The sequence below is a fragment of the Amycolatopsis roodepoortensis genome (assembly GCF_014873915.1).
Taxonomy (GTDB): domain Bacteria; phylum Actinomycetota; class Actinomycetes; order Mycobacteriales; family Pseudonocardiaceae; genus Amycolatopsis; species Amycolatopsis roodepoortensis.
On record NZ_JADBEJ010000004.1, the window covers coordinates 1,099,264 to 1,125,005 of the forward strand.

At 69.2% G+C, this 25,742-nt stretch carries 28 protein-coding genes, 1 tRNA gene and 1 pseudogene; 11 read left to right on the forward strand and 19 right to left on the reverse strand.

Annotated elements, in window-relative coordinates; genetic code table 11:
- Positions 1–12 precede the first annotated feature (12 nt).
- The 3 genes from H4W30_RS15870 to H4W30_RS15880 form a co-directional block, all read right to left on the reverse strand.
- Complete coding sequence (locus H4W30_RS15870; RefSeq protein ID WP_091598626.1) at positions 13–375, reverse strand: FtsB family cell division protein; 363 nt, start codon at positions 373–375, stop codon at positions 13–15.
- A gap of 186 nt (positions 376–561) precedes the next feature.
- The gene (eno, locus tag H4W30_RS15875; RefSeq protein WP_126736446.1) at positions 562–1,848 is read right to left on the reverse strand and encodes a phosphopyruvate hydratase; all 1,287 of its coding nucleotides are present in this window, start codon (positions 1,846–1,848) and stop codon (positions 562–564) included.
- Between the two features lie 160 nt (positions 1,849–2,008).
- Positions 2,009–2,485, reverse strand: a complete 477-nt coding sequence (locus H4W30_RS15880) for a VOC family protein (RefSeq protein ID WP_192743508.1) — start codon at positions 2,483–2,485, stop codon at positions 2,009–2,011.
- A 72-nt stretch (positions 2,486–2,557) separates the two neighbouring features.
- Between H4W30_RS15880 and H4W30_RS15885 the strand changes: the two genes are divergently transcribed.
- The gene (locus H4W30_RS15885; RefSeq protein ID WP_125674103.1) at positions 2,558–2,971 is read left to right on the forward strand and encodes a tetratricopeptide repeat protein; all 414 of its coding nucleotides are present in this window, start codon (positions 2,558–2,560) and stop codon (positions 2,969–2,971) included.
- A gap of 74 nt (positions 2,972–3,045) precedes the next feature.
- On the opposite strand, the gene H4W30_RS15890 is transcribed toward H4W30_RS15885, so the two are convergent.
- Positions 3,046–3,615 carry a helix-turn-helix domain-containing protein gene (locus tag H4W30_RS15890; RefSeq protein WP_192743509.1) on the reverse strand — a complete coding sequence of 190 codons (570 nt, stop codon included), beginning with the start codon at positions 3,613–3,615 and terminating at the stop codon, positions 3,046–3,048.
- A gap of 54 nt (positions 3,616–3,669) precedes the next feature.
- Between H4W30_RS15890 and H4W30_RS15895 the strand changes: the two genes are divergently transcribed.
- Complete coding sequence (locus H4W30_RS15895; protein ID WP_192743510.1) at positions 3,670–4,590, forward strand: NAD(P)/FAD-dependent oxidoreductase; 921 nt, start codon at positions 3,670–3,672, stop codon at positions 4,588–4,590.
- On the opposite strand, the gene H4W30_RS15900 is transcribed toward H4W30_RS15895, so the two are convergent.
- Positions 4,563–5,267 carry a lysozyme family protein gene (locus tag H4W30_RS15900; protein WP_192743511.1) on the reverse strand — a complete coding sequence of 235 codons (705 nt, stop codon included), beginning with the start codon at positions 5,265–5,267 and terminating at the stop codon, positions 4,563–4,565. The genes H4W30_RS15895 and H4W30_RS15900 overlap by 28 nt on opposite strands.
- Positions 5,268–5,396: 129 nt before the next feature.
- Here H4W30_RS15900 and H4W30_RS15905 point away from each other — a divergent pair, with 129 nt between their 5' ends.
- Positions 5,397–5,807: a PPOX class F420-dependent oxidoreductase gene (locus H4W30_RS15905; RefSeq protein WP_192743512.1), complete on the forward strand. Its 411-nt coding sequence runs from the start codon at positions 5,397–5,399 to the stop codon at positions 5,805–5,807.
- A 113-nt stretch (positions 5,808–5,920) separates the two neighbouring features.
- Here the strand turns inward: H4W30_RS15905 and H4W30_RS15910 are convergent, their stop codons facing one another.
- On the reverse strand, positions 5,921–6,280 hold the full coding sequence (locus tag H4W30_RS15910; RefSeq protein WP_192743513.1) for a MerR family transcriptional regulator: 360 nt from the start codon (positions 6,278–6,280) through the stop codon (positions 5,921–5,923).
- Between the two features lie 64 nt (positions 6,281–6,344).
- Between H4W30_RS15910 and H4W30_RS15915 the strand changes: the two genes are divergently transcribed.
- Positions 6,345–6,674, forward strand: a complete 330-nt coding sequence (locus tag H4W30_RS15915; RefSeq protein ID WP_192743514.1) for a putative quinol monooxygenase — start codon at positions 6,345–6,347, stop codon at positions 6,672–6,674.
- A gap of 16 nt (positions 6,675–6,690) precedes the next feature.
- On the opposite strand, the gene H4W30_RS15920 is transcribed toward H4W30_RS15915, so the two are convergent.
- From H4W30_RS15920 to H4W30_RS15960, 9 genes are all read right to left on the reverse strand, one after another.
- Positions 6,691–7,251 (reverse strand): hypothetical protein, encoded by a 561-nt coding sequence (locus H4W30_RS15920; protein ID WP_192743515.1) that lies wholly within the window; start codon positions 7,249–7,251, stop codon positions 6,691–6,693.
- Between the two features lie 8 nt (positions 7,252–7,259).
- Entirely contained in the window at positions 7,260–8,633 is a 1,374-nt protein-coding gene (locus H4W30_RS15925; RefSeq protein ID WP_192743516.1) for a hypothetical protein, read from the reverse strand.
- Entirely contained in the window at positions 8,630–9,433 is an 804-nt protein-coding gene (locus H4W30_RS15930) for an ABC transporter ATP-binding protein (RefSeq protein ID WP_126736455.1), read from the reverse strand. Before H4W30_RS15930 ends, H4W30_RS15925 begins: the two co-directional genes overlap by 4 nt.
- Before the next feature lie 17 nt (positions 9,434–9,450).
- Positions 9,451–10,266: a zf-HC2 domain-containing protein gene (locus tag H4W30_RS15935; protein ID WP_192743517.1), complete on the reverse strand. Its 816-nt coding sequence runs from the start codon at positions 10,264–10,266 to the stop codon at positions 9,451–9,453.
- Positions 10,263–10,805 (reverse strand): RNA polymerase sigma factor, encoded by a 543-nt coding sequence (locus H4W30_RS15940; protein WP_192743518.1) that lies wholly within the window; start codon positions 10,803–10,805, stop codon positions 10,263–10,265. The genes H4W30_RS15935 and H4W30_RS15940 overlap by 4 nt, the downstream gene beginning before the upstream one ends.
- Positions 10,806–10,983: 178 nt before the next feature.
- A complete protein-coding gene (locus H4W30_RS15945; RefSeq protein ID WP_192743519.1) occupies positions 10,984–11,907 on the reverse strand; it encodes a MazG family protein in 924 nt (307 codons plus the stop codon).
- Positions 11,904–12,908, reverse strand: a complete 1,005-nt coding sequence (locus tag H4W30_RS15950; RefSeq protein WP_192743520.1) for a hypothetical protein — start codon at positions 12,906–12,908, stop codon at positions 11,904–11,906. The genes H4W30_RS15945 and H4W30_RS15950 overlap by 4 nt, the downstream gene beginning before the upstream one ends.
- A 156-nt stretch (positions 12,909–13,064) precedes the next feature.
- Positions 13,065–16,619 (reverse strand): transcription-repair coupling factor, encoded by a 3,555-nt coding sequence (mfd, locus tag H4W30_RS15955; protein WP_192744120.1) that lies wholly within the window; start codon positions 16,617–16,619, stop codon positions 13,065–13,067.
- A 56-nt stretch (positions 16,620–16,675) separates the two neighbouring features.
- A complete protein-coding gene (locus H4W30_RS15960) occupies positions 16,676–17,590 on the reverse strand; it encodes an LLM class flavin-dependent oxidoreductase (protein ID WP_192743521.1) in 915 nt (304 codons plus the stop codon).
- Positions 17,591–17,676: 86 nt separating this feature from the next.
- On the opposite strand from H4W30_RS15960, the gene H4W30_RS15965 reads away from it, so the two are divergent.
- Positions 17,677–18,441 carry a helix-turn-helix transcriptional regulator gene (locus H4W30_RS15965; protein ID WP_192743522.1) on the forward strand — a complete coding sequence of 255 codons (765 nt, stop codon included), beginning with the start codon at positions 17,677–17,679 and terminating at the stop codon, positions 18,439–18,441.
- Here the strand turns inward: H4W30_RS15965 and H4W30_RS15970 are convergent.
- A complete protein-coding gene (locus H4W30_RS15970) occupies positions 18,368–18,997 on the reverse strand; it encodes a class I SAM-dependent methyltransferase (RefSeq protein ID WP_192743523.1) in 630 nt (209 codons plus the stop codon). The genes H4W30_RS15965 and H4W30_RS15970 overlap by 74 nt on opposite strands.
- Before the next feature lie 131 nt (positions 18,998–19,128).
- On the opposite strand from H4W30_RS15970, the gene H4W30_RS15975 reads away from it, so the two are divergent.
- From H4W30_RS15975 to H4W30_RS15985, 3 genes are read left to right on the forward strand one after another with little or no spacing between them, the layout of a single operon-like run.
- Complete coding sequence (locus H4W30_RS15975; RefSeq protein WP_192743524.1) at positions 19,129–20,295, forward strand: sensor histidine kinase; 1,167 nt, start codon at positions 19,129–19,131, stop codon at positions 20,293–20,295.
- The gene (locus H4W30_RS15980; protein ID WP_192743525.1) at positions 20,292–20,954 is read left to right on the forward strand and encodes a response regulator; all 663 of its coding nucleotides are present in this window, start codon (positions 20,292–20,294) and stop codon (positions 20,952–20,954) included. The genes H4W30_RS15975 and H4W30_RS15980 overlap by 4 nt, the downstream gene beginning before the upstream one ends.
- 21 nt (positions 20,955–20,975) lie before the next feature.
- Positions 20,976–22,160, forward strand: coding sequence for a PQQ-dependent sugar dehydrogenase (locus H4W30_RS15985; protein WP_192743526.1), 1,185 nt, complete (start codon positions 20,976–20,978; stop codon positions 22,158–22,160).
- On the opposite strand, the gene H4W30_RS15990 is transcribed toward H4W30_RS15985, so the two are convergent.
- The gene (locus tag H4W30_RS15990; protein ID WP_192743527.1) at positions 22,157–22,882 is read right to left on the reverse strand and encodes an SDR family NAD(P)-dependent oxidoreductase; all 726 of its coding nucleotides are present in this window, start codon (positions 22,880–22,882) and stop codon (positions 22,157–22,159) included. The two genes, H4W30_RS15985 and H4W30_RS15990, sit on opposite strands and share 4 nt — an antisense overlap.
- 32 nt (positions 22,883–22,914) lie before the next feature.
- On the opposite strand from H4W30_RS15990, the pseudogene H4W30_RS15995 reads away from it, so the two are divergent.
- A pseudogene (locus H4W30_RS15995) lies at positions 22,915–23,403 on the forward strand (cysteine hydrolase family protein); the annotation flags it as partial.
- A gap of 36 nt (positions 23,404–23,439) precedes the next feature.
- The gene (locus H4W30_RS16000) at positions 23,440–23,832 is read left to right on the forward strand and encodes an NUDIX hydrolase (RefSeq protein WP_192744122.1); all 393 of its coding nucleotides are present in this window, start codon (positions 23,440–23,442) and stop codon (positions 23,830–23,832) included.
- A 1-nt stretch (position 23,833) separates the two neighbouring features.
- Here H4W30_RS16000 and H4W30_RS16005 read toward each other — a convergent pair whose 3' ends face one another.
- Together H4W30_RS16005 and H4W30_RS16010 are read right to left on the reverse strand one after the other, a co-directional pair.
- The gene (locus H4W30_RS16005; RefSeq protein ID WP_192744121.1) at positions 23,834–24,427 is read right to left on the reverse strand and encodes a TetR/AcrR family transcriptional regulator; all 594 of its coding nucleotides are present in this window, start codon (positions 24,425–24,427) and stop codon (positions 23,834–23,836) included.
- A gap of 98 nt (positions 24,428–24,525) precedes the next feature.
- Positions 24,526–25,476 (reverse strand): acyl-CoA desaturase, encoded by a 951-nt coding sequence (locus H4W30_RS16010; protein ID WP_192743528.1) that lies wholly within the window; start codon positions 25,474–25,476, stop codon positions 24,526–24,528.
- A gap of 174 nt (positions 25,477–25,650) precedes the next feature.
- On the opposite strand from H4W30_RS16010, the gene H4W30_RS16015 reads away from it, so the two are divergent.
- A tRNA-Gln gene (locus H4W30_RS16015) sits at positions 25,651–25,722 on the forward strand.
- Positions 25,723–25,742 lie beyond the last annotated feature (20 nt).

Sequence of the window (25,742 nt, forward strand, 5' to 3'; positions counted from 1 at the left end):
AAAGGGCGCACTTCAGCCGCCCGCGACCTGATCCCACAGCTTCTCGTACCAGGAGCCCGCGGGCACCGGCTGCTGACCTTGCGGCTGCCCCTGCTCGGGTGCCTTGTCTTCAGGGAGCTGCACGATGTACGGCGTCTCGCCGGGCTTCACGAAACCGAACCGCTTACGCGCCTCCGCCTCGATCTGCGCCGGGTCGCTCAGCTCGGCCTTGCGGCCTTCCAGCTGGGTGACGCTCCGCTGCAGTTCGGACTGCAGCTGCTGCTGTTCGGTGACCTCGGACTTCTGGCTGAGGTACGTGCGCAGCGGGACGGCGATGGTGAACGCGAGCGCGCACACCACGATCGCCACCACCGCGGCCCGGCGGGTGGTGGACATGCCGAGCACCTTCGCGGCGCCCGATGCCCGTTTCGCCGCCAGGCTGCGGCGCAGCCGGGTTCGGGCGCGGACCTCCGTCGTCGTCGTGCGACGGGCGCTCTCCGGTCGGCGGCCCCTGCTGGAGCCGCCGCCGTCCGCGCGCCCGTTACGACGGGTCCGCGCCCTCCCCCGGTCCGCCATCGTTCGTTATCCCTCGGTGCTGAACCGCGGGAACGCGAGGTCGCCGGCGTAGCGCGCCGCGTCGGCGAGGGTCTCCTCGATGCGGAGCAGCTGGTTGTACTTGGCGATCCGCTCGCCGCGCGCCGGGGCACCGGTCTTGATCTGGCCGACACCGGTCGCGACGGCGAGGTCGGCGATGAAGGTGTCCTCGGTCTCGCCGGACCGGTGGCTCATCATCGACTTGTAGCCGTACGAGGTGGCCAGCGAGATCGCGTCGAGGGTCTCCGACAGGGTGCCGATCTGGTTGACCTTCACCAGCAGCGCGTTGGCGGCGCGGCGGGTGATGCCCTCTTCGAGGCGGTCCGGGTTGGTGACGAACAGGTCGTCGCCGACCAGCTGGACCTTCTCGCCGAGCTCGGTGGTCAGCTGGACCCAGCCGTCCCAGTCGTCCTCGCTCAGCGGGTCCTCGATGGACACGAGCGGGTAGTCGCGGACGAGCTCGCCGTAGTAGGCCGACATCTGCTCGGCGCTCTTCTTCGCGCCTTCGAAGGTGTACGCGCCGTCGGAGAAGAACTCCGTCGCGGCGACGTCGAGCGCGAGCGCGACGTCACGGCCCGGGGCGTATCCGGCCTTCTCGATCGCCTGAAGGATCAGGTCGAGCGCCTCGCGGTTGTTCTTCAGGCTGGGCGCGAAGCCGCCTTCGTCGCCGAGGCCGGTGGCCAGGCCGCGGCCCTTCAGGACCGACTTCAGCGAGTGGTAGACCTCGGTGCCCCAGCGCAGGGCCTCGCGGAACGACTCGGCGCCGATCGGCGCGATCATGAATTCCTGGATGTCGACATCGGTGTCGGCGTGCGCGCCACCGTTGAGGATGTTCAGCATCGGCACCGGCAGCACGTGCGCGTTCGGCCCGCCGAGGTAGCGGAACAGCTCCAGCTCGGCCGACTCCGCGGCGGCCTTCGCGACGGCGAGCGAAACACCGAGGATGGCGTTCGCGCCGAGGCGGGACTTCGCCGGCGTGCCGTCGAGGTCGACCAGCTTCTGGTCGACGATGCGCTGGTCGACGGCGTCGGTGCCGACCAGGTCCGGGCCGATCTCGTCCAGGACGGCCGCGACCGCGCGCTCGACACCCTTGCCGTTGTACCGGCCGGTGTCGCCGTCACGCAGCTCGACGGCTTCGTGTTCGCCGGTGGACGCACCCGAGGGGACCGCGGCCCGCGCCAGCGTGCCGTCGTCGAGAGCCACCTCCACTTCGACCGTCGGGTTGCCTCGCGAGTCCAGAATCTCGCGAGCGCCTACCTGCTCGATGAGCGCCACGCCATGCTCCTCATGTGGGTTGTGCCTGCGGTGACCGGGCCCAGCCTAGCCGTCACCGCAGTTCACCCGTTGGAGGCACGCGCCACAGCAGCCGCCGACCGGGCTTTCCGACCTTCCTCCCCACCGCCACCCTCGACGGAGGAGCTTCGCTCCGCAGTACCTATTCCGTGACCGGTTCGTCCGCCCGGACTTCCTTCCAGCCCGACGGGAGCTCGACGGTGTCGGAGAACTGCTGCCAGAAAGTCCAGCTGTTGCCGCCGATGTCGGAGACGGTGAACACGCGGGCGCCATAGGGCTGATCCTGGGGCGCGTCGATGTCGGCGTCGTCGCCGAGCGCGGCGCGGACGCGCTCGTACTGCGCGTCGACGTCGGGGACGTACACGATGTTCAGCTGTCCGACCGGGCCGTCGACGCCTTTCGCCTGCCAGTACTCCGAGCCGACCCCGGCCAGCTGGATCTTGGCCGGGCCTGCGCACAGAGTGGCCTGGAACACCTCGCCGGAGGCGTCGGCGAAGCGCACTTCCTCGGTGAACCCGAACACTCTGACCAGCCACGCGACCGCCTCGGTGGCATCGACGTAGTAGAGGTACGGCGCCAGACCGAGGTAGCCGGGCTCGCATTCTTCGGCACTGCTCATGGCAGGACAGTCCACCATGACCGTTTCAGCTCCTCGTGAACGCCCCTGCCCAGGGGTATCGTGGAGCGGACCATGATGGATGCCGAACCCGCCCCAGAACCCGGTGAGGACTCGTCCGGAGAGTCCCGGTTCCGCGCCTTCCGGCAGGCGGAAGCGCTGGTCGAAAGCCGCAGGCCGCTCGACGCCCTCAAGGCCCTCGAGCCCTTGCTGGAGGACGAAACCGACAAACCGAGTGTTCAGTTGCTGGCAGGCCGCGCGTACTTCCACTCCGCACAGTTGCGGCGGGCCGAACGCGCCTTCACCCGGGTGCTGGAGCTGGACCCCACCGATCATTACGCGCGGTTCGTGCTCGGGCGGACCCTCCAGCGCCTCGGCCGGTTGACCGAGGCGCTCGCGCAGATGCGGATAGCGTCGGCGATGCACCCGATCCCGGAGTATCTGGAAGCGATCAGCGAGGTCAGCGCGCGGATCGCGTTGCGCGACTGACCCGGCCGCCGGAGCAAGGGACCTTTGCTCTCAATGTTGATCACCGTCACCCCTGGCGCAAGGGACCTTTGCTGTCACGTCGACCTGGCCCGCAGGTGGGCCCGCTCCCCCTGCTTGCCGAACAGCACCAGCAGCTCCACCGGCCCCGGCCCCGCGCTGCCGAACCAATGCGGCACCCGCGTGTCGAACTCCGCGGCCTCGCCGGGTCCCATCGTGAAGTCGCGGTCGCCGAGCAGCGCCCGCAGCCGTCCACTGAGGACGTACATCCACTCGTAGCCCTCGTGCGTGCGCTGCACGGGCTCGATGTCCTCGACCGGGATCAGCAGTTTGAACGCCTGCGGCTGGCCGGGTTGCGCGGTCAGCGCCCAGGCGGTGAACCTGCCGAATTTCTGCGGTTTCATCCGGACCCGCGGGTCGGCGGGTTCGGGTTCGCCGACCAGTTCGTCGAGCGGTACCTGATGGGCCGCCGACAAGGTGAGCAACAGCTCCAGCGTGGCCTTCCGGGTGCCCGATTCGAGCCGCGAGAGCGTACTGGCGGAGATCCCCGTCGCCTCCGAAAGCGCGGAGAGGGTGGTGCCGCGTTCCTTGCGGAGCTGCTTGAGCTTCGGGCCGACCTCGGCGAGCCGCCGTTCGATGTCCTGCATGCCTCCAGTTTGCCAAATCGGCAATGAACTTTGCCAATCCTCGCGAAGATCCGGATGCTCGGCACCATGAACAACGAATTCGACGTGGTGATCATCGGTGGTGGCGTCGCGGGTCTCAGCGCGGCATTGGTACTGGGCAGGGCACGGCGCCGGGTCGTCGTGATCGACGGCGGCACCCCGCGCAACGCGCCCGCCGCGCACGCGCACGGCTTCCTGACCAGGGACGGCATTCCACCCAAGGAACTACTGGAGATAGGCCGCGACGAGGTCCGTGCCTACGGTGTCGAGATCGTCGAGGACGTCGTCCACCGGCTACGTCACGACAAGGCGGTGGAGCTGGCGGGCGGCCGGGTCATCCGCGGTCGCCGGATCGTGGTGACCACCGGGCTGGCCGACGAACTGCCGGACGTCCCCGGCGTCGCGGAGCGGTTCGGCGCCGACGTGCTGCACTGCCCGTACTGCCACGGCTGGGAGGTGCGCGACCGGCGTTTCGGTGTACTCGCCACCTCGGAGAAGTCGGTCCACCAGGCGCTGATCGTCTGGCAGTGGAGCAAGGACCTGACCTTCTTCACGCATACGCAGCAGCTCTCGGCCGAAGACCGGGCGAAGCTGACCGGCCTGGGCATCCGGATCGTCGACGGGAAGGTGTCCGAGCTCGCCGTCGAAGGCGACCGGCTGACGGGCGTCCGGCTCGTCGACGGCGGATTCGTCGAACGCGACGTCGTGTTCGTCGGCCCGAAGTTCGTCCCGCACGACCGGCTTCTCGCCCAGATCGGCTGCGCGCGCACCGAAAGCGGCTCGATCGCGGTGGACGCACAGGGCCGCACGAACGTGGACGGCGTCTGGGCGGCGGGGAACGTCGTCGATCCGATGGCGCAGCTGGTCGTCGCCGCGGGTGACGCCTACCGGATGGCGTCGGCGCTCAACTTCGACCTGGTGCTCGAAGATCAGGGCGCAACGCTGGCGTCCGCGTAAGTGTCGGCCGCGCTGAAGACCTCCTGGACGTAGGGCACCGCCGGGTTGAACACCCGCATCGCCTTCCACCAGCCGTCCGGAGTGGCGACGTCGTCGCCGGCGGCGCACAGGTAGCGGGCGGTGACGAAGGCGGCGTCGTCGAGGTCCTTCGGATCCGGTTGCTTGCCGTCGCTCCTGGCCCGGGCGGAGTGCTTGGCCCAGACGTCGGCCGGGAGCGTGATCGGGCCGGGCCTGCCCTGCGCCGTTTCGACGTGGGAGATCCCGGCGAGGGTCGCCCACGAGAGGTGGCAGCCCGGCTTCTGCCGACGAAGCCACATCTCGGCGCGGCCGTAGGCGGAGAGATCGGCGACGGAAAGCCGCGTCTTCGCCGCCACCCGGTTCGCCCAGGTCTCGAGTTCGGCCGCGTCGGAAACGGTGGGCCGGTCGGGCGGCGCGGCGAGCCCCGCACGCGGGGTCGCCGCCCCGGGCTGGGGCTTCTGGTCGGGAACCGTGAGCGCGGGCTGGGGCTGAGCCGGCGGAGGCGGCTCCTCGCCTCCCGGCCGGTTCACCCCGACGGTCATGATCAACACCACGCCCGTCAGCACGAGCCCACCCGCGAAAGCGAGCCTGGACACGTACGGCGGCAGAGGGCGGGCAGCATGCTCCGGGGCTTCGGTGCTCTGGGCGGTTTCGGCCACCCGGTCAGGTTACTTCGCCACACTTCCGGGCGATGCCCCAATCGGCTTACGAACCCGACCGACGGTAGAACCGATCGGCGACCGGCTGCTCTTGACCTCCAGATAAGTGGAGGTATGACACTGCTTCCCATGTTCAGTGAAGCGGAACTCGACTACCTCGCCACCCAAGGACTCGGGCGGCTCGCCACGGCGCAGCCGGACGGCACGCTGCAGGTCAGCCCCGTCGGTTACGCGTACAACACCGAGACGCGGACGATCGACATCACCGGCTACGAACTGGCGAAGAGCAAGAAGTTCCGGAACGTGGCCGCCAACGGGCGGGCCGCGTTCGTGGTGGACGACATGCCCTCGCAGGACCCGCCCAGGATCCGCTGCCTCGAAATCCGCGGCCGGGCCGAGGCGCTGACCGGCGTCCGCACCCCCGACGGCCATCTCGACGGCGCGGTGATCCGGATCCACCCGTCGCGGATCGTCAGCCTCGGTGTCGACGACCCGGACCACGATCCGCTCGATCTCGTTCCGCACAACCGAAACGTCTGACGGAGGTCAGAGCCGGGGTCGTTGGCCCTTTCAAGTACGTGATGTCCCCTTCCTTGCGTCAGGCGCAAGGAAGGGGACATCACGTACTTGTGTTCTGTGCGTTGATCACCGAGCTAGGCATGGGTGAGTGTTCGGCTGGAGGCTGCGAGGATCTCGCCCAGAGCGGCGCGAGCCTGGGTGAGGTCGGCTATGCGGGAGTCCAGCTCGGCGTACTGGGTACTGAGGTGGTCGAGAACGCAGGCTTGGAGTTCAGTGCCGTCACCGACGAAACAGGGCATGAGTTCGCGGATGACCTTGGTGGGAAGTCCAGCGGCGAGCAGGGTACGGATGCGGGCGACGGCGACGGGGGCCGCGGAGTCGTAATGGCGATGACCGCCTTCGCTGCGACGGGAGGTGAGCAGCCCCTGGGCCTCGTAGTAGCGAAGAAGGCGGACGGCCACGCCTGTTTCGCGAGACAGCTCCCCGATCTTCATGTGACCCACCTCATACGACAGCGGCTTGAACCTGACACTGATGTCAGATTCTACCGTTGATCGCATGACGACGACTTCGACCGCGCCCCTTTCGCTCTACGGTTTCCTGACCCCCAAGCCCGGACACGCCGACGAGTTCCGGAAGCTTCTGATGGACCTCGTCGAGCCGTCTCGAGGGCACGAGGGCAGCCTTCAGTACCACCTCCACGAACAGGAAGACGGCCGGTTCTTTCTCTACGAGGTTTGGCGTTCGCAGGAAGACCTCGACCGGCACAACGCGACCCCGCTGCTGCGCGCCTTCATGGACGAACTGCCTGAGCACATCGCCGGAGCGCCCGAGGTCTACTTCGGCGCGATGAGGAGTACCTATCCGGCCACCGTGGTCGGTGATTGAGGAAACCCCGGCCCTTTCAGCGACGGGCACCGTAGACCGCGTAGGTCCCCAAACCGGCCACGGCGAGCACCACGGCGGTCCACGTGGCTTCGGCGACCCCGGCGGGCTGGAAGGGCCAAGTGATCACCAGCTGCGCGCTCTCCGTACTCGACGTGGTGGCCCAGACCACGAACGCGACCGCGAACCCGGCCAGCGGCAACGTCCACCCGAAGGCCCCGCCGAACAGCACGGCGGCGAGCCCGGCGAGACCGAGCAGGCCACTCGCGTTCCGCACGATGATCTCCACTGGCACCCGCTCCGCTTCCCACAGCCGCGGCAGCAGCACGGCACCGATGGCGAGGCCGCCGATCAGCAGGAGATGCGCGACGCGGCGAGGCGCCCAGCGGATCGCGGCGGTCCGGTCGAGATCGACGTCCTGCCCGCTGAGGCCGATGGCGGTCACCGCGATCGCCACCAGGAGCGCCAGGGAGACCGGGATCTCCGACCAGCGGTCCCGCGCCAGGAACCAGATCAGCAGCATGCTCGCCGTCAGCGCCGCGAACGACGCGGGGATGGCGCGCGAGCGCGCGTACAGCACCGCCCACCTCATCGGGCGCCGCCGAGCAGGATGTCGAGCTGGTTGCCCTGGCAGGTCAGGCCGGCCTTCCGCTGCGCGATGATCCGCTCTCGCTGGACCTCGGGCGGAAGGGCACGGAAGGTCTCCCACTTCCGCGCGACCTCGTTCTTCGTGTCTTCGCTCAGCCAGGAGCCGCTGAGCATTTGCCATTCACCGAGGAACCAGCTCGACGTGATCGACCTCGCGGTGAGTTCGTCCATGAACGTCCTGTCGCCACCGTGGAGGGTGTAACAGGTCGGCGTCCCGGCGCCGGCGACCAGCGTCCGCGTCATGTCGTCCGAATTCAGGACCGAACGGATGGACCAATCCACCAGGTCCACGTAGACGGTGTCGGCGGCGCGCGGCGGCATCTCGTCGTAGTCCAGCCACCGGTTCAAGGCCGCGACCCTGACCGGTGGGTCCGGCAGTGTTTCCAAGAGCCGCAACGCTTCTTTGCCAGGTCCGGCGATACGGGCGAGGTCACGTTCGAGCATGCGAGGAACGCAGACCGGGCCGTCGCAGACCATCGTCGTCGCGCGCGGGTCGACGGCCTTGGCTTCGGCGTAGGTCGAGGGCAGGATGGGCAGCGCGACCGCGACCGCCACCAGCACGGGAACGACGGAGAGCGCCTTCGAGCGCTTCGAGCGGGCCGCCAGCAAGAGGAATCCGGTCGCGGCCAGCCCGGCGAGCCAGACCCCCTGGCCGAGATCCACCCGGCTCGCGGTGGTGAGGAACGGATCGTTGGTGACGTCCATCGCGGGAGAGAGCGAAGAGGCCCATGCCGGAACAGCGCCCACGAGCACGCTGCCCTGCGACCCGCCGATCTGCATCACGAGGATGATCACGAAGGTGGCGACGGCCACCGCGGGCGCGGTCAGCGGATGCGGCAGCAACCGGCCGATCCCCAACCCGATCCAGGCTCCCGCGAGCATCGCGAGCCCGCCGACCACGACGATCGGCAGCCAGCCGAAGGTGAAGAACGCACCGCTGAAGATCACCTGCACGGCACCGACGGCGAAGATCAGCAGATAGCCCAGCACCAGCAGGCCGCCCAGCGCGCCGGCGAGCTTCGCGGCGCGGTGCCAACCGGGCCGCGGCATCGTGGTGAGGAGCTCGGCCATCCCGGACCGGCTGTCCCGCATGCCTTGGATGACCCCGGCACCGATCGCGATCGGCACCAGGAAGACCAGCAGGAACCGGCTCCACCTCGCGGCGGGCACCCAGTTCTCGTCCCAGGCGAGCGGCGCCTTCGACCACGGACCGCTGAACGAATACAGGAACCCGAACGCGACGACGAGGATCGCGAGCGTGGCCCATGGGGCGATGGAACGACGGAGTTCTGTCCGCAGGACACGGGTGTTCACCAGTTCCCCCTCCCCGGCTCGTGCCCGAGCAGCGCCGAGTAGCCGCGCTCGATCGGGCTGTCGCCGACGTACTCCTCGCTCCCGGCCGCGGCCAGCTCGTCCGGCGTGCCTTGGAAGACGAGTTTCCCGTTTTCGAACAGGACGACGTCGGTGCAGGCCGTCGCGACGTCCTCGACGAGATGTGTCGAGACGACGACGCAGGCGTCGCGGCCGATTTCCTGCAGGAGATCGCGGAACCGCACGCGCTGTGCCGGGTCGAGCCCGGCGGTCGGCTCGTCCAGCAGGAGGACGTCCGGATCGTTCACGATCGCCTGCGCGATCCCGACCCGCCGCACCATGCCGCCGGACAGTGTCTTCATCCGGTCGTCGGCCCGGTCGGCGAGGCCGACCCGTTCGATCGACCGCTGCACCGCGGCCGGGATGTCCTCTTTGGACATTTCCTTCAGCCAGGCGATGTATTCGACGAACTCGCGGACGGTGAACCGCTTGTAGAAACCGAAATTCTGCGGCAGATAACCGATACGGCGGCGCAGGCGGCGCTGATCGGTGAACCCCCCGACGGATTCACCGAGCAGCGCCAGCCCTCCCTCCGCCGGCCGGAGCACCGTCGCCAGTGCCCGGATCAGCGTGGTCTTCCCCGCCCCGTTGGGGCCGAGCAGACCGTGCACCCCCGTGCCCAGTTCCAGATCGAGCCCGTTCACGGCGAACTTGCGTTTGCCGACCCGGACCTTCAGCCCCTCCGCCTTGATCTGCCACGCGTAGGTCGTCGGTGCGACCTCCGCGGCCCCGACAGCACGCATCATGTTCTCCCCTTCGTTCATCGTTCGGATCCGGTGAGCAGGCCGAAGACGCTCCGCCGGAGCACCACCACGACCGCGGTCAGCGCGAAGATCGCGCCCCACACCGGGAGCAGCCGGGGTTCGAGCGCGGTGGCGCGCCCCTGGGAAGCCACCGCGGGCGCCAGGATCACCGCCATCCAGACCCCGGTGAGGACGTAGGCCGCCCGCGTCACTCCGATCACACCGCCGAGCGCGAGCGTCCCGGTGGTGAAGGCCAGGCTCGGCAGGAGACCGAGCCCGAATCCGCCGCCGGCGAGCCAGCTCGACAGACCCTGGATCGGCAGGACGACCGCGAGGACCGCCGTCGTCCGGCGCAGCAGCAGGTAGAGCCCGGCCCTCGGCGTCGAAGTGACCAGTTCGTAGGCGGGATCGAGCCCCTTGGCCCACGACACCGCGACCCCGAGCACCGGCAGCACCGGTGAGAAGAGCTGGACGAACGAGTAGCCCTTCGACTCGGTGAACCCCAGCGAGTCCAGCAGGAAACCCAGTGCCGGGATCAGGACGATCATCACCAGCCACGGCAGCATCACCGGCGTCACCCAGCTGTACAGCCGTCCGGCCCACCGGCTCCGCATCGGGCTCGGGCCCGCTTCGGCGAGCTTCGGACCCAGCCCGGCCCAGACGTCGTCCACCAGCGCGGACACCGTCGGAAGGCTGAGCGCGGACAGTGCGCTCCGGCACTCCGCGCACTTTTCGAGATGGGCTTCGACCGCCCAGACCTCGTCACCGGCCAAGCCTTCGTCCCCGCGGACGTAACCGGCGAGGAGCTGTTCTGACACGTGTTCCTTGTTCACGACAGCGCCTCCCGCATCGCGATCCGAGCCCGCCTGGCGCGGGTTTTGACGGTTCCTTCCGGCAGGCCGAGCAGGACCGCGGTCTCCCGGACGGTCAGCCCGTCGAGCACCATCGCCTGCAGGACCTGCCGGAGTTCGGGAGCGAGCCGGCGCAACGCGTCGCCGACGTGGTCGCCGACCGCACCGGCCAGCGCCTCCTCCTCGGCGGCGGGCGCGACGGTGGTTTCCGCGACCGGCAGCGGCTGCGCGTGCCGCGCGCGGCGGCGGAAGGCGTCGACGAGCCGACGCGCGGCGATCGTCCACAGCCAGCCCACGGCGCTCCCGCCGACGGCGGAACCGGCGAACGCGCCCGCCGCGCGCCAAACCGCGAGGTAGGTCTCCTGCATCACCTCGGCGACGATCTGTTCGTCGGCGCAGCGACGGCGCAGGCGCACGGCCAGCCACGGCGACGTGCGGCGGTAGAGCTCCTCGAACGCCGCCCGGTCGCCTTTGGCCGTGCGGCGGACGAGCTGCTCTTCGTCCGGTTCCGTTCCTTTCACATCCGGCAAGACGCCGAGATCGCCGAAACGGTTCTCACCCGATTGTGTCCTGTGTCACAGCCTTCGTCAGGGCTCGGCCCGACACGACATGTCGCGAAAGCCACTTTCGGGACGTCAGACGTCGCGAAAGTGGCTTTCGCGACACCCTCGGCCGGACGTAAGCGCCGGCCCGTACTCCTCAGGGACCCGGCCAGAACTTGCGCCAGCCGTCGGCCTCCAGCGTCGTCGGTTCCAGGCCGGCGTCACGCGCGGCCTGCTCGGCGTCCCGGATGTCGCGGGCGAACTGCTTCGCGACGGCACGGAGCTCGCCTTCGGGATCGATCCCCGCGCGGCGCGCGGTCGCGGCCACCCGGAACAGCTGGGCGGCCGCTTCGGAACCGCCGGGGAACAGGTCGAGCGGGATCCCGGCCCGGCCGCTTCGCTGGCCGAGCTTCCCGGCAAGGGCCACGGCGGGCTGACCGAGCGCGACACCGTCCACAATGGACTGACGGCTCTTCTCGGCCTGCTTCAGTTCTTCCCATTTGAGGTTCTGGTCGCTGACGGTCTCGACCCGGGGAGCGTCGGCGAAGACGTGCGGATGACGTCCGACGAGTTTCGCGACCAGTTCGGAAGCGACCTCGTCGATCCCGAACGGATCGTCCGCGTCCTCGACCGCGACGCGGGCGTGGAACAGCACCTGGAGCAGGACGTCCCCGAGTTCCTCGCGCAGGGCGACGCGATCGCCCTCTTCGATCGCGTCGAGCAGCTCGTAGGTCTCCTCGACCAGGTATTGACGCAGCGACTCGTGCGTCTGGACGGCGTCCCACGGGCAACCACCCGGCGAGCGGAGGCGGTCCATCACCTCGGCGGCCTCGACCAGCGGCGGCACGGGCGCTTCGATCACGCGCGCTCCGGCCCGGATCAGCGCCGCGGCCTTCGGTTCCCTTCGCGAACCGGCGATGAGCACGAGGTCTCCCGCCTGTGCCTCGCCGAGCGCGGGCACCCCGAACACCTCGGGATCGACATCAGAAGCCGCGTACACGGCACCGCTGCTCCGCAGGATCGTGAGTGCCGCGGCGGGCAGTGTCGCGCCGCGGGCGATCACGACGACGGCAGCGGTCACGGGTTTTGCGGGGCGGCACCGTGCACAGGCAGCACGATGCCCTTCTTCGAAGCTTCGTTGGGCGCGAGGTCCATCTCGACAACATCCCATACGCCGTAGCGCGGGTTCACCTTGAGGTCGACCTGCCCGAGGTACGACTGGAGGAGCCGGACACCGACCTTGGCCAGCTGCTGAGGGGTGGGCCGCGCGGCCTGATCCGACGCGACGGGCTTGTCCGCGGTCCGCTCACGCATCACGACGACGACCCAAAGCGGCTGCTGCGGTGTCGGCTGGAACGCGGCGACGGTATTGGGTTCGAGACCGAACAGAACGGTGGCCGCGGTCGCGGGCGACTGCATCGCGGGCAGCTTCTGGCCGGTGCCCGCCTGCGTGTCGGAGGTCTGCTGGTCCTGCGCGATCAGCTCGGCGGCCGCGTTCGGCGAAGCGGCGAAGCGGCGGGCCTTCTCGATCGCCTGCTCGCGCAGCCGGTCCGAGTCGGCGCCGGTGGCGTCGGTCGAGGAGACCGAGCTGAAATCGAACGTGACGGTGAGCTTGTCCAGGTACTTCATCGCGAGCTGGGTCTGCAGCGCCGCGTCGACCAGTGCCTCGCGGTGGTCCCGCACCCGCGCCACGAGCTGCTCGACGCTGAGTTCGGGGTCGTCCTGCGGGTTGGCCTCCATCGGCTTCGCCAGCGGATCGTTCTGCAACGCGTTCACCACGAGGGACTCGTCGACCCCGATGCCTTCCCGCTGAGCGGCACGCTTGGTGAGGTCGTGCAGGATCTCCTGGCGGACGATCTCGCGGCCGACGAGGTCGAGCTTGTGCTCCTTGGCGAGCTGCTGCCCGTACGGGTGCTCACGAACGGCCTTGTCGATCAGCTGCTGCACGCGATCCACCGAAACGGTCCTGCCGTCGACGATCACCGCCGCACCGACCTGCCCGGGTCCGGCGTTGCATCCGGCGAGAAGGAGAGAACCGGCAACAACCCCGAGCAGCGCGCGACGGCGCCCCATGATCCGCATCACAGGGCCTACCCTCTCATACCGGCCCCGGCGAGAGAACCAGGTCGTAAGTCGCGATTCGGGCTCGGCCCCGCACGCGAGTTCCGCTTCCCATCACGCGAGTTACGCCTCCGATCACGCGAGTTACGCCTTCCCGCACGCGAGTCACGGCTCCGATCACGCGACGGGCGCCGGCGACTTCATCAGATTCGTCAGCAGCTTCGCGCACCAGTCCAGCAGTTCCTCGTCTCGCAGCGCGGGTGCGCCCATCCGCCCGCCCGCCGGCCCCTCCGTCGGCTTCGGCACGGAGACCGTGTTCGTCACCGCCTTGTAGAGAGCCTTGGGGTACAAGCGCTTCAGCCGCACCATCTGCGAATCCGCCAGCGGCAGCGGCGCGAACCGGATCGATGTGCCCTGTGCGGAGACCTCGGTGACCCCGGCCGCGCGGCAGGTGTGCCGGAAGGCGGCGACCGCGAGCAGCCTCCGCACCGGGGCGGGCGGCTGGCCGTAGCGGTCGACCAGTTCCTCGCGGACGGCGTCGAGCCCGGCCTGGTCCGGAGCGGCCGCGATCTTGCGGTACGCCTCCAGCCGCAGCCGCTCGCCCGGTACGTAGTCGTGCGGGATATGCGCGTCCACCGGAAGATCCACGCGGACCTCGGCGAGCTCCTCCTCTTCGGAGGTCTCCGCGCCCGCGTGACGGCGGAACGCGTCGACCGCTTCACCGACGAGCCGCACGTACAGATCGAAACCGACGCCCGCGATATGCCCGGACTGCTCCGCGCCGAGGATGTTGCCCGCGCCGCGGATCTCCAGGTCCTTCATCGCGACGGCCATGCCCGCGCCGAGTTCGGTGTTCTGCGCGATGGTCGCCAGCCGGTCGTGCGCCGTCTCGGTGAGCGGGGCCTCCGGCGGGTACAGGAAGTACGCGTACCCGCGCTCCCGCCCGCGCCCGACCCGGCCGCGCAGCTGGTGCAGCTGCGCGAGACCCAGCAGGTCACCTCGTTCCACCAGCAGGGTGTTGGCGTTCGAGATGTCCAACCCGGTCTCGACGATCGTGGTGCAGACGAGCACGTCGTACTCGTTCTCCCAGAAACCCTGGATGATCTTTTCGAGTTTGTCCTCGTTCATCTGCCCGTGCGCGGTGACGACGCGCGCCTCCGGCACCAATTCGCGAATGCGCTTCGCGGCCTTCTCGATCGAGGAAACCCTGTTGTGCACGTAGAAGACCTGGCCGTCGCGCAGCAGCTCGCGCCGGATCGCGGCGCCGACCTGCTTGTCGTCGTACGCGCCGACGTAGGTCAGGATCGGGTGCCTGTCCTCGGGCGGGGTCAGGATCGTGGACATCTCACGGATCCCGGCGAGCGACATCTCCAGCGTCCGCGGGATCGGCGTCGCCGACATGGTCAGCACGTCGACGTGCGTCCGCAGCGCCTTGATGTGCTCCTTGTGCTCGACGCCGAACCGCTGTTCCTCGTCGACGATCACCAGGCCGAGGTCCTTGTACCGGATCCCGGTCTGCAGCAGGCGGTGGGTGCCGATCACGATGTCGACATCGCCGGAAGCGAGCTGTTCGAGGATCGCGTCCGACTCGGGCTTCGAGGTGAACCGCGAAAGTCCCTTGATCTTCACCGGGAACGAACTCATCCGTTCGGTGAAGGTGTTGAGGTGCTGCTGCGCGAGCAGCGTCGTGGGCACCAGCACCGCGACCTGCTTGCCGTCCTGCACCGCCTTGAACGCCGCGCGCACCGCGATCTCGGTCTTGCCGTAGCCGACGTCACCGCAGATGACGCGGTCCATCGGGACGCCGCGTTCCATATCCGCCTTGACCTCGTCGATCGCGGCGAGCTGGTCGTTGGTCTCGGTGAACGGGAAGGCGTCCTCGAGTTCGCCCTGCCACGGGGTGTCCTGCGCGAACGCGTGCCCCGGGGCGGCCTGCCGCGCCGCGTAGAGCTGCACGAGTTCGGCGGCGATCTCCTTGACCGCCTTCTTCGCCTTGGCCTTGGTGTTCTTCCAGTCCGACCCGCCGAGTTTGTTCAGCGTCGGCAGCTCGCCACCGACGTAGCGGGAGACCTCGTCGAGCTGGTCGGTCGGGACGAACAGCCGGTCCCCCGGGTGCCCGCGTTTGGAGGAGGCGTACTCCAGCAGCAGATACTCGCGGGTCGCGCCGGCGACGGTGCGCTGCACCATCTCCACGAACCGGCCGATGCCGTGCTGGTCGTGCACGACGTAGTCGCCCGCCTTGAGGGCGAGCGGGTCGACGGCGTTGCGGCGCCGCGACGGCATCTTCGTACTGAAGTCCTTTGTGGACGTCCCGGCGCCCGAGCCGCGGCCGGTGAGATCCGATTCGGACAGCACCACGAGCGCGCGTTCCGGCGAGACGAAACCGTCCGAAAGACCGCCGCACGTCACGGTCACGACGCCCGCCGTGAGCGGACCGGTGATGCCTTCCGCGAGCGACGCGGGCACGTCGCCCGCCGACAGCTGCTCGACGGCGCGGGCCGCCGTGCCGTGCCCGGCGACGACGAGCACCGCCGTCCCGCCCGCGGCCGTGTGCGCGCGCAGATCCGTCGTCGCGCGCTCGACCTCGCCGCGGTAGTTCGGCGCGGCCTCGATCGAGACGCGGTAGACGTCGGGATCGTCGCTGGCCAGCTGCGTCAGCGTCCACCAAGGGCGCTTCGTCTCCTGAGCGTGCTTCGCGATCCCCGCGAGATCCCGGTACGCGGACGCGCCGAGGTCGATCGGCGCCTGACCACCCGCGGCGGCCGTGGTCCAGGACGCTTCGAGGAACTCCTGCCCGGTGCGGACCAGGTCGGCCGCGCGGGCGCGGATCTTCTCCGGATCGGCCAGCAGCACGTGCGTGCCCTCGGGCATCGCGTCGGTCAGCAGCTCCAGCTCGCCCTCGCACAGCACCGGGATGAGCGCCTCCATCCCCTCGACGGGCACACCGCCGGAGAGCTTGGTGAGCATCTCGGTGAGCTGGGCGTCCGCCTCGTACGTCGTCGCCAGCTCGGCGGCCTTCGCGCGTACCGGCTCGGTGAGCAGCAGCTCACGGCACGGCGGCGCGCTGACGTGCTGGATCTCCCCCGGCAGCGACCGCTGGTCCGACACCGCGAACGCGCGGATCTCGCTGACCTCGTCGCCCCAGAACTCGACCCGCACCGGATGCTGCGCCGTCGGCCCGAACAGGTCGAGGATGCCGCCGCGCACGGCGAACTCGCCGCGTTTCTCGACCATGTCCACCCGCGTGTACGCGAGCTCGACCAGCCGCTCCAGCAGGCCTTCGAAACTCTGTTCCTCGCCGACCACCAGGTCGATGGGCGCGAGCGAACCGAGCCCGGGCGCCATCGGCTGGATGAGGCTGCGGACGGTCGCGACGACGACGCGCAGGTCGTCGGCTCCCGTCTCGAGCCGGTGGAGCACCTCCAGCCGCCGCCCGACGGTGTCCGCCCGGGGCGACAGCCGCTCGTGCGGCAGCGTCTCCCAGGACGGGAAGTCGGCGACGACGCCGTCACCGAGGAAGGACTTCAGCGAAGCGGTCAATTCGTCGGCCTCGCGGCCGGTCGCGGTCACCGCGAGCACGGGGCGGCCGGCGCCCTCGTCCGCGGCGAGGGCGCCCACGACCAGCTGGCGGGTGGCGATCGCGCCCTGGAGTTCGAGCACCGGGGCACCGGCCCGCTCGACGACCCCGCGCAGGGCCGGATCGGGAAGGATGGAATGAAGGAGTCCGGACAATGGAGCGTTTGTCACCGTCCCAGCCTACGTGGGGGCACCGACAGTCCGCCGCGCGATTACCGGGGCAGGGCGCCGGCGACCATCGGGAGCTGTTCGTCGAACTCGGCCGGTTCCTGCGTCGCGATCCGGATCAGCACGTGTTCGGCGCCCGCGTCCCGGTATTCGCGCAACCGATCGGCGACCTGCTCCGGGCTGCCCGCGATCTGCATTTGGATCTTCTCGACGAAGTCCAGCGGAACGCCGTAATTCCGCTGTGCGTAGTCCTCCAGCCGCTCGCGGGCGCGCACCGGATCCTCCTCGATGAGCACCGTCGCGAACAACGCGGGCGTCACGGGGCGTACGGCTGCTTCGCGGATCTTCGCGAGCCCGTCGGCGTAGTCCGCGACGTCGGGCGGATACGGCAGCCAGCCGTCGTAAAGCCGCCCCACTCGTTCGAGCGCGCCCGGGGTGAACGAGGCCAGCCACACCGGCGGACCACCCGGACGGTGCGGTTCCGCGTACTCCGGAAGAGTGTCGTAGTGCAGCACCTCGCCGTGGAACGGACCGCTCTTCCCGCTCCAGACGTGCCGCCACAACGCGACGATGTCGTCGAGCCGGGCGCGGCGGCGTTCCCACGGAACGCGGGTGAAGGCGAACTCGGGTTCGCTGCGGCCGGCGAACCCCGCGCCGACGCCGAGCGTGATCCGGCCCCGGCTGAGCAGGTCGAGCGAGAGGATCGCGTTCGCGGAAAGCAGTGGATCCCGCAACGCCGGGAGCAGCGCGGCGGTGCCGATCGTGACCCGCTCGGTTCTGGCGGCGAACGCGCCGAGCAACGTCAACGAATCGATGGGCGCCTTCGCGAGCGTGTCGCCGACCCAGACCGAATCGAAGCCGAGACGTTCGGCTTCGACCGCGATCGCGACCATTTCCGGCGCGGTGCGCCCGGCGTCGAGGATGGACCGATAAGTGGGGACGACCAGACCGAATTTCATGCCGGGAGCATCGCCGCGGCGGGGAATCGTCTCAATTCCTTCGAGGGAATGGCGGCGCCGACGGCGGCTCGGCCAAGATGACGACCATGGTTTCCGGATTCGGCCCCGCGCTGAAGGGCTGGCGCGAGCGCCGGCGGCTGTCCCAGCTGGAATTGGCACTCCGGGCCGGAACCACCCAGCGGCATGTGAGTTTCCTGGAAGGCGGCCGGTCGATCCCCGGCCGCGGCCTGGTGCTGCGCGTCGCCGAATCGCTCGAACTCCCGCTCCGCGAGCGCAACGGCCTGCTGCTCGCCGCCGGCTACGCCCCCGGTTTCCCCGAAACGAAACTCGACGATCCCACGTTGAAGCCGGTCCTCGACGGGATGCGGCGGCTGCTCGACGGGCACCGGCCGTACCCGGCCATCGTGGTCGACCGCCACGGCGTGCTCGTCGCGCGCAACGACGCGCTGGACCTGCTCTTCGAGGACGTGGCGCCCGAACTGCTGGAGGAACCGGTCAACACCCTGCGGCTCGCGCTGCATCCGAAGGGGATGGCGCCCCGGGTGCTGAACCTCGCGGATTGGGCGCGGCACATCCTGGAACGGCTGACGCAGGAGATCGCGCACGCGCCCGACGAGAAGCTCACCGCGTTGCTGGCCGAACTCGAAGGTTACGTTCCGGAGCCGGGCCCGCCCGGCCCTGATCATCTCGGGTTCGCCGTGCCGATGCGCCTGTCCACCTCGGCGGGCGAGCTGCGGCTGATCACGGCCATCACGACGTTCGCGACCGCGGCCGACGTCACGGTGTCGGAATTGAAACTGGAGACTTTCCTGCCCGCCGACGCCGAGACGGCCGCGATCCTGACGCGCTGACCGGCAGTGCCGACCGGTGCACGAACGCGGGCGGCAGGTTCGGCCAGACGACCGGGGTCCGCCCGGTCACCGCGAACCGGTCACGCAGTGCGGCGGCGAACCGCCTGCCCGGCGGAGTCCAGGCCGCGTGCGCGTAGGCGAAGGTCGTGAACCGCCCGTTCGGGACCAGGATCTCGGTCACCCGGTCGAGGATCCGTTCCTGGCGGTCCGCCGTCATGACCGTCCACGGCAGACCGGAGACCACGACGTCGGCAGCTTCGCGCACGTAATCGTCCAGGTTCTCGGCGGATCCCTGGACGATCTCGACCTCCGGATACCGCTCACGCAGGTCGCCGGCGAGCCGGGGATTGATCTCGACGGCGACCAGCCGGGCGCCGGGTGGCAGCCGCCGGAGGACGGCGGCGGTGAACACACCCGTGCCGGGCCCCAGCTCGACGACGAGCCGGGCGTTTTCCAGCCCGAGGCCCGTCGTCATGGCTTCGGCGAGTTTCGAAGAGCTGGCCGCGACGGCCCCGGTGAGCATCGGGTGGCGGAGGAATTCCCTGGTGATCGACATGATCCCGACGCTAGGAACGGGTTCCGTGGCCCCGCGTCGGCCACGACGTCCGGCCCCGTCCACCCGCGGGAGGACGCCGGGGGTACCCCAGGACGACGCGCTCGGCCGTCCGCCGCGGTTACGTTCGGGACGTGTTCAGGTTGTCCGAGCGGATCCGCGCCCACCCGTGGGTGACCGACCTGCCGCTTTTCGCGTGGTTCGTCTTCCTCGCGCCGACGGGGTCGTCGCCGGTCCCCAAGGCGATCCTGCTCGTGCCGTACCTCTTCCTCGTACCGCTTCTCTGGCGGCGGCGTCATCCCGAGATCGTCGCGGTGCTGATCGTCGCGGGCGTGACCGCGCAGTACCTCGTGGAGTTCTGGGCCTACGACCGCGGCCGCGGCGAGCTGGCGATGGCCGTCGCGCTCTACACGCTGGTCCGCGCGGGGAACCGCCGCTTCGCCGCGCTGATCGCCGTCGTCATCGTCACCCTCGACGTCACCTGGGGCCTCACCTGGGGAGCCACCACCGAACAGGGACCGGAGATCGCGATCGTCGCGACGATCCCGCTGCACGTCGCGGCCTGGGCGCTCGGCGAGTTCTTCCGCGCTCGCCAACGTCTCTCGGACGAGGAAACGGTGAAGGCGGAGCTGGCCGCCTCCGAACAGGACGCCCGCGCGCGGGCCGCGGTCGCCGAAGAGCGCACTCGCATCGCCCGGGAACTGCACGACGTCCTCGCGCACAGCGTGAGCGTCATCGTGATCAACGCCGAGGGCGCGAAGCTCATGCGTCACAAGGACCCCGAAGCCGTCGACCGCACACTCGACACGATCGGCAAGGCTGGTCGCGACGCGCTGGCCGAATTACGGCGTCTCCTGGAGGTCCTCCACGCGGGCGAAACCGCTCGAAGTCCTCAGCCCGCCGTCGCCGAACTTCGCGATTTGGTCGAGCAAGTGAGCGCGACGGGCCGCGAAGTCGGGCTCCGGGTCACCGGTGACGCCGACGGGCTGCCGCCCAGCGCCGCGCTCCAGGCCTACCGGATCGTCCAGGAAGCACTCACGAACATGATCAAACACGCGCCCGGTGACGCGAGCGGAACCGTCGAAATCGACTTCAGCGAGGACGGCCCGCGCCGCGACGTCCGGATCGAGGTGACGAACACCGGCGGTTCCGGTCCACCCGCGCCGCGGCTGCCGTCTTCGGGGCGGGGCCTGGCGGGGATGGCGCAGCGGGTCGAGATGTTCCACGGGACGCTCGACACCGGGCCGACCCACGACGGCGGTTACCGGGTGGCGGCGAGTCTGGTGGTGGAGGCCGGATGACGTCCCCGGTGAAGGTGCTGATCTGCGACGACCAGGAACTGGTCCGCGTCGGGATGGGCATGATCGTCACGAGCCAGGAGGACCTGACCGTCGCGGGCGAAGCCGCCAACGGGGCCGAAGCGGTCGAAACCGCGCTGCGGCTGCGGCCGGATCTGGTCCTGATGGACGTCCGGATGCCGGTGCTCGACGGCGTCGCGGCGACGGAGCGGATCTGCGCGGCGCTACCCGGGACACGTGTCCTGATGATCACCACCTTCGACCTCGACGAATACGCGTACGCGGCGTTGCGCGCCGGCGCCAGTGGATTCCTGGTCAAGGACGCTCCGGCCGAAGAAATCCTCGTCGCGATCCGAGGCGTGCTTCGCGGGGATTCGATGGTCTCGCCTTCGGTCACCAAACGCCTGCTGGACCGCTACCTGGACGATGCCCGTGACGGCGGCGAAAGCAAGCGGCTGGAGAAGCTGACCGAACGCGAGAAGGACGTCCTCGCGCTCATCGCGCGCGGCCTCGCGAACAGCGAGATCGCCGCGAAGCTCTATATCGGCGAAACGACGGTGAAAACCCACGTCGGCCGGATCCTCGCGAAGCTCTCACTTCGCGACCGGGTGCACGCGGTCGTGTTCGCCTACGAAAGCGGTTTGGTTCGCGCGGGCGGTTGAGCGCGGTGGCATGCTGAAGACATGCGCACCTCCGCCGTCGTCGCGTTCGCTTCACTGTCCTTGCTGGTCACGGCCTGTTCCGGGGCTTCGAGCGAGTCGGTGCAGAGCGCGCCACCGGTCACTTCGAAGCCGGCCGCGGCGGCGTTGAAGGTCGAGCAGGTGGCGGCCGGGCTCGAACACGGCTGGGACGTCGGTTTCCTCCCGGACGGGAAGATCCTCGTCACCCAGCGCCCCGGGAAGCTGGCCCTGATCGAGGGCGGCGCGAAACGCGACGTCGCCGCCGACTTCTCCGACGTCCACGTCCGCGGCGAAGGCGGCCTGATGGGGATGGTGATCAGCAAGGACTTCGCGACATCACGCGAGTTCATCACCTGCCAGACCCACAAGGAGGGCGACACCGCCGTCGACATCCGGCTGGTCACCTGGCGGCTGTCGGACGACGGCGCGAGCGCCACGAAGGTCAAGGACCTCCTCACCGGGCTGCCGGTGAACCCCAGCGGCAGGCATTCCGGCTGCCGTCCCGCGTTCGGCGCGGACGGCGCGCTGCTCGTCGGCACCGGCGACACCGCCCGCCCGCAGCATCCGCAGGACCGGACGAGTCTCGGCGGCAAGGTGCTGCGCATCGACGCGAAGACCGGGAACGCGTTGCCGGACAACCCGTTCATCTCGTCGGCGAATCCGAACGAACAGCGCGTGTTCACCTACGGGCACCGCAACGTCCAGGGCGTCACGGTCCGCCCTGGCACGGGGCAGGTGTTCACCGCCGAGCACGGGCCGACGATCGACGACGAGGTCAACCAGGAGACCGCGGGCAAGAACTACGGCTGGGACCCGTCCAAGGGCGGCACCGAGACCAGCTACGACGAAAGCGTCCCGATGACCGACAAGCAGCGCTTCCCGGACGCTGTCAGTCCTTTGTGGACGACCGGTGAGATCACCGAGGCCATCTGCGGCGCGGAGTTCCTCACCGGATCTCAGTGGGGCGCGCTCGAAGGCTCGCTGGCCGTGACCGCGCTGAAAGGCCAGAAACTCCTGCTGTTCCGCCTCGACGACGCGGGCAAGGTCACCGAAGTGACCCTGCCGCCCGAGTTCGACGACAAGTTCGGCAGGCTTCGCGCCGTCCGGAGCGCGCCCGACGGCTCGCTCTACATCACGACTTCGGAAGGCGAGGACGACAAGCTGCTGAAGGTCACCCCCGGCGCCTAATGGCCGAGGTGCGCGCCGCCGTTGACGTGGACGATCTGGCCGGTGACGTGCCGGGCCTCCGGGCTCGCCAGGAAGGCCACCACTTCGGCGACGTCCGCGGGTTCGCCGGCGCGTTTGGTCAGCGTGTTGCCGATCAGCCACTTCCGGCGTTCGTCGGAAAGTTTGCCCTGGAAGAACTCGGTGTCCCCGACCAGTCCGGGCGCGACGATGTTCGCGGTGATCCCGCGCGGCCCGAATTCCCTTGCCACGTCGACGTTCCACGCCTCCAGCGCGGCCTTGGCCGCACCGTAGGAACCCGCTCCCGTCCGCGCGGCGATGGAGCCGATGGTGACGATCCGCGCGCCGTCGGCGAACCTTTCCCGCAAGGCACGGGTGACCAGCACGGCGCTGAACACGTTCGCGTCGAGGTTGGCCTGCCAGTTCGCGGCGAACGACTTCAGGTCTTCGGCCTGCCCGTTGCGGAAATCGGTGTTCCCGCCCGCGTTGTTGACCAGGACGTCGACCCGATCCGGCAAGTCGGCCAGCGCCCGTTCCACCGCGTCCGGATCGGCCGCGTCGAACGGGACCGGATTCGCGCCGAGCAGCGCGGCGGCCTCGGTGAGGACCTGTTCGCGACGGCCGGTGATCGTCACCCGGTCACCCCGCGCGGCGAACGCCGCCGCGACCGCGTACCCGATCCCGGTTCCGCCGCCGGTGATCACTACTTCCCTGTTCTTCCCCATACTTCCAGGATAGGGACACTAGGCTTCCCCGCATGACGAAGATCGACCCGGCGACGACGGCGCTCGTCCTGATCGACCTCCAGACCCGCATCGTCGCGCTGGAGACCGTTCCGATCGAAGGAACCGAGGTCGTGGCGAACGCGGTCTTGCTGCGCGAGGCCTTCAGCGCGGCCGGCTCAACGATCGTCCACGTGCGCGCGCACCGGCCGGGCGTCGAGGAGCAACCGCCCGGCAGCGAACTGGTCGCTGAACTGACGCCTCGCGACGGCGAGCACCTGATCACCAAGAACACGATCGGCGCCTTCTACCGCACCGGACTCGACGAACTCCTGCGCGGACTCGGCGTGAAGACACTGGTGCTCGCCGGGATCGCCACGGAATACGGCGTCGAATCGACGCTGCGGGCCGCGATCGACCACGACTACGAGACCATCGCCGTTTCGGACGCGATGGCGGGGATCGCGGCGATCTCCCACGAATCGGCGGTCACGAAGGTGTTCCCGCGGCTGGGCGAAGTGCTCACGACCGCCGAGACCGCCGCGGCGCTGGGCTGGACCATGATCGACAAGATCGCTTGGCTGCACCTGCGGGACGGCCGGATCCTGAGCACGCGCTCACGCGGCAAGTCCGTGTTCTATTTGCCCGGCGGCAAACGCGAATCCGGCGAAACCGACGCGGAGACCCTGATCCGCGAAATCCGTGAGGAACTGACCGTCGAAATCGATCCGGCGAGCATCGAGCCCGCCGGGGTCTTCGAAGCGCAGGCCGACGGCCACGCGACGGGACTCCTCGTCCGGATGACCTGCTACACGGCCGAATTCGGCGGAACACTCACGGCCAGCAGTGAAATCGACGAGGTCGCGTGGCTGGGCTACGAGGACAGGGACCGGGTGTCCGCGGTCGACAAGATCATCTTCGACCACCTTCGGGAGACCGGCCTCCTGCGCTGACCTAGTACAGCCGCAACTTGGGCTTGTGCTCCAAATTGGACAGACCGTTCCAGGCGAGGTTCACCAGATGCGCGGCGACCTCGCCGCGCTTCGGCTTCCGGGCGTCGAGCCACCACTGCCCGGTGAGCGCGACCATCCCGACCAGCGCCTGCGCGTACAGCGCGGCCAGCTTCTCGTCGTAGCCGCGCGCGGCGAACTGCTGCGCGAGGATGTGCTCGACCTGGCTGGCGATGTCGTTCAGCACCGTCGAGAACGTGCCCGTCGAACTCGCGACCGGCGAATCCCGCACCAGGATGCGGAAGCCGTCGTGCGAGTCTTCGACGTAGGAGAGCAACGCGATCGCCGCCTGCTCCAGCATCACCCTCGGGTGTCCACCATGGAGGGTGGAGACCATCCGGTCCAGCAGCAGCTGGGTCTCGCGGTCGACGACGACGGCGTAGATGCCTTCCTTGCCGCCGAAATGCTCGTACACCACCGGTTTGGAGACGTTCGCGCGATGCGCGATCTCCTCGATGGACGTGCCTTCGAAACCCTTTTCCGCGAACAGGGCTCTGGCGACGTTGAGCAGCTGCTGCCTGCGCTCGGTCCCCGTCATCCGCACCCGGGCCACCGGGGCGACAGGACGCGCCCCGGTGACCGCTTCACGTTTGGTCCGCCTTCTCCCCGCCATCGCAGAAGACTAACGCGACCTCGCTATTTGCTTTCAGTGGCGATACGCGCGAGGCGCTGCGGGGTCGGCCAGCGCACGTCGTGGGCCCAGCCGAACTTCTCGAAGATCCAGATCAGCCGCGCGGAAATGTCGATCTGACCGCGCTGCACACCGTGCCGCGCCGAGGTGGGGTCGGCGTGGTGCAGGTTGTGCCAAGACTCGCCGAAGGAGAAGATCGCCAGCGGCCAGAAGTTGGCCGACTTGTCGCGGGCCGCGAACGGGCGCTCGCCGATCATGTGGCAGACCGAGTTGACCGACCAGGTCACGTGGTGCAGCACGCAGACGCGCACCAGCCCGGCCCAGAAGAACGCGGTCACCGCGCCCCAGAACGACCAGGTGATCAGTCCGCCCAGGATCGCGGGCAGCACCAGGGTGAGCAGGCTCCACAGCCAGAACAGCTCGTCGACCTTCTTGATGGCCGGGTCCTTCACCAGGTCCGGCGCGAACCGCTCCGCGTTGGTCTGGTCACGGTCGAACAGCCAGCCCATGTGCGCGTGCCAGAACCCCTTGGCGATGGCGACCGGCGAAGTGCCGAAAAGCCACGGCGAATGCGGGTCGCCGTCGCGGTCGGAGAAGGCGTGGTGGCGCCGGTGGTCGGCGACCCAGGTGATCACGGGGCCCTGGACGGCCATGCTGCCGGCGATCGCCATCGCGACGCGCAGCCACGGCTTGGCCTTGAACGAGCCGTGCGTGAAGTAGCGGTGGTACGAAACGGTGATACCGAGCCCGCTGATCGCGTAGAAGACCACGAACAGGCCGACGTCGACCCAGGTCAGTCCCCAGCCCCAGGCGAACGGGACGGCCGCGAGCAACGCGGCGAGCGGGAAGATGACCCCCAGGTAGACCGAAAGCTGCACAGCGCTCGACCGCTGTCCTTCGGTGACCGGTTTGGGGCCCTTCGCGGGCTTCTGGGAACGGTCCAGGGTAGCCGTCATGCAGTCACTTCTTTTCTACGAGCAGCCCTTGAGGGTATCCCTAAGGGTGACCTTACCTACGATGCCGTAAGTTACGGTACAGGAGGTTTCGCCCGCTGTGGAGTGCCCGCGAAGGTGAGGCAACCCCCGGGCGCACGCGGAGGTCCCCGGCATGGCTATCCTGACCAGGATCGATCCGCCGTAGTGTAATCGGCAGCACTTCAGATTTTGGTTCTGACAGTTCAGGTTCGAATCCTGGCGGCGGAGCAGACGAACAGATGACCAGC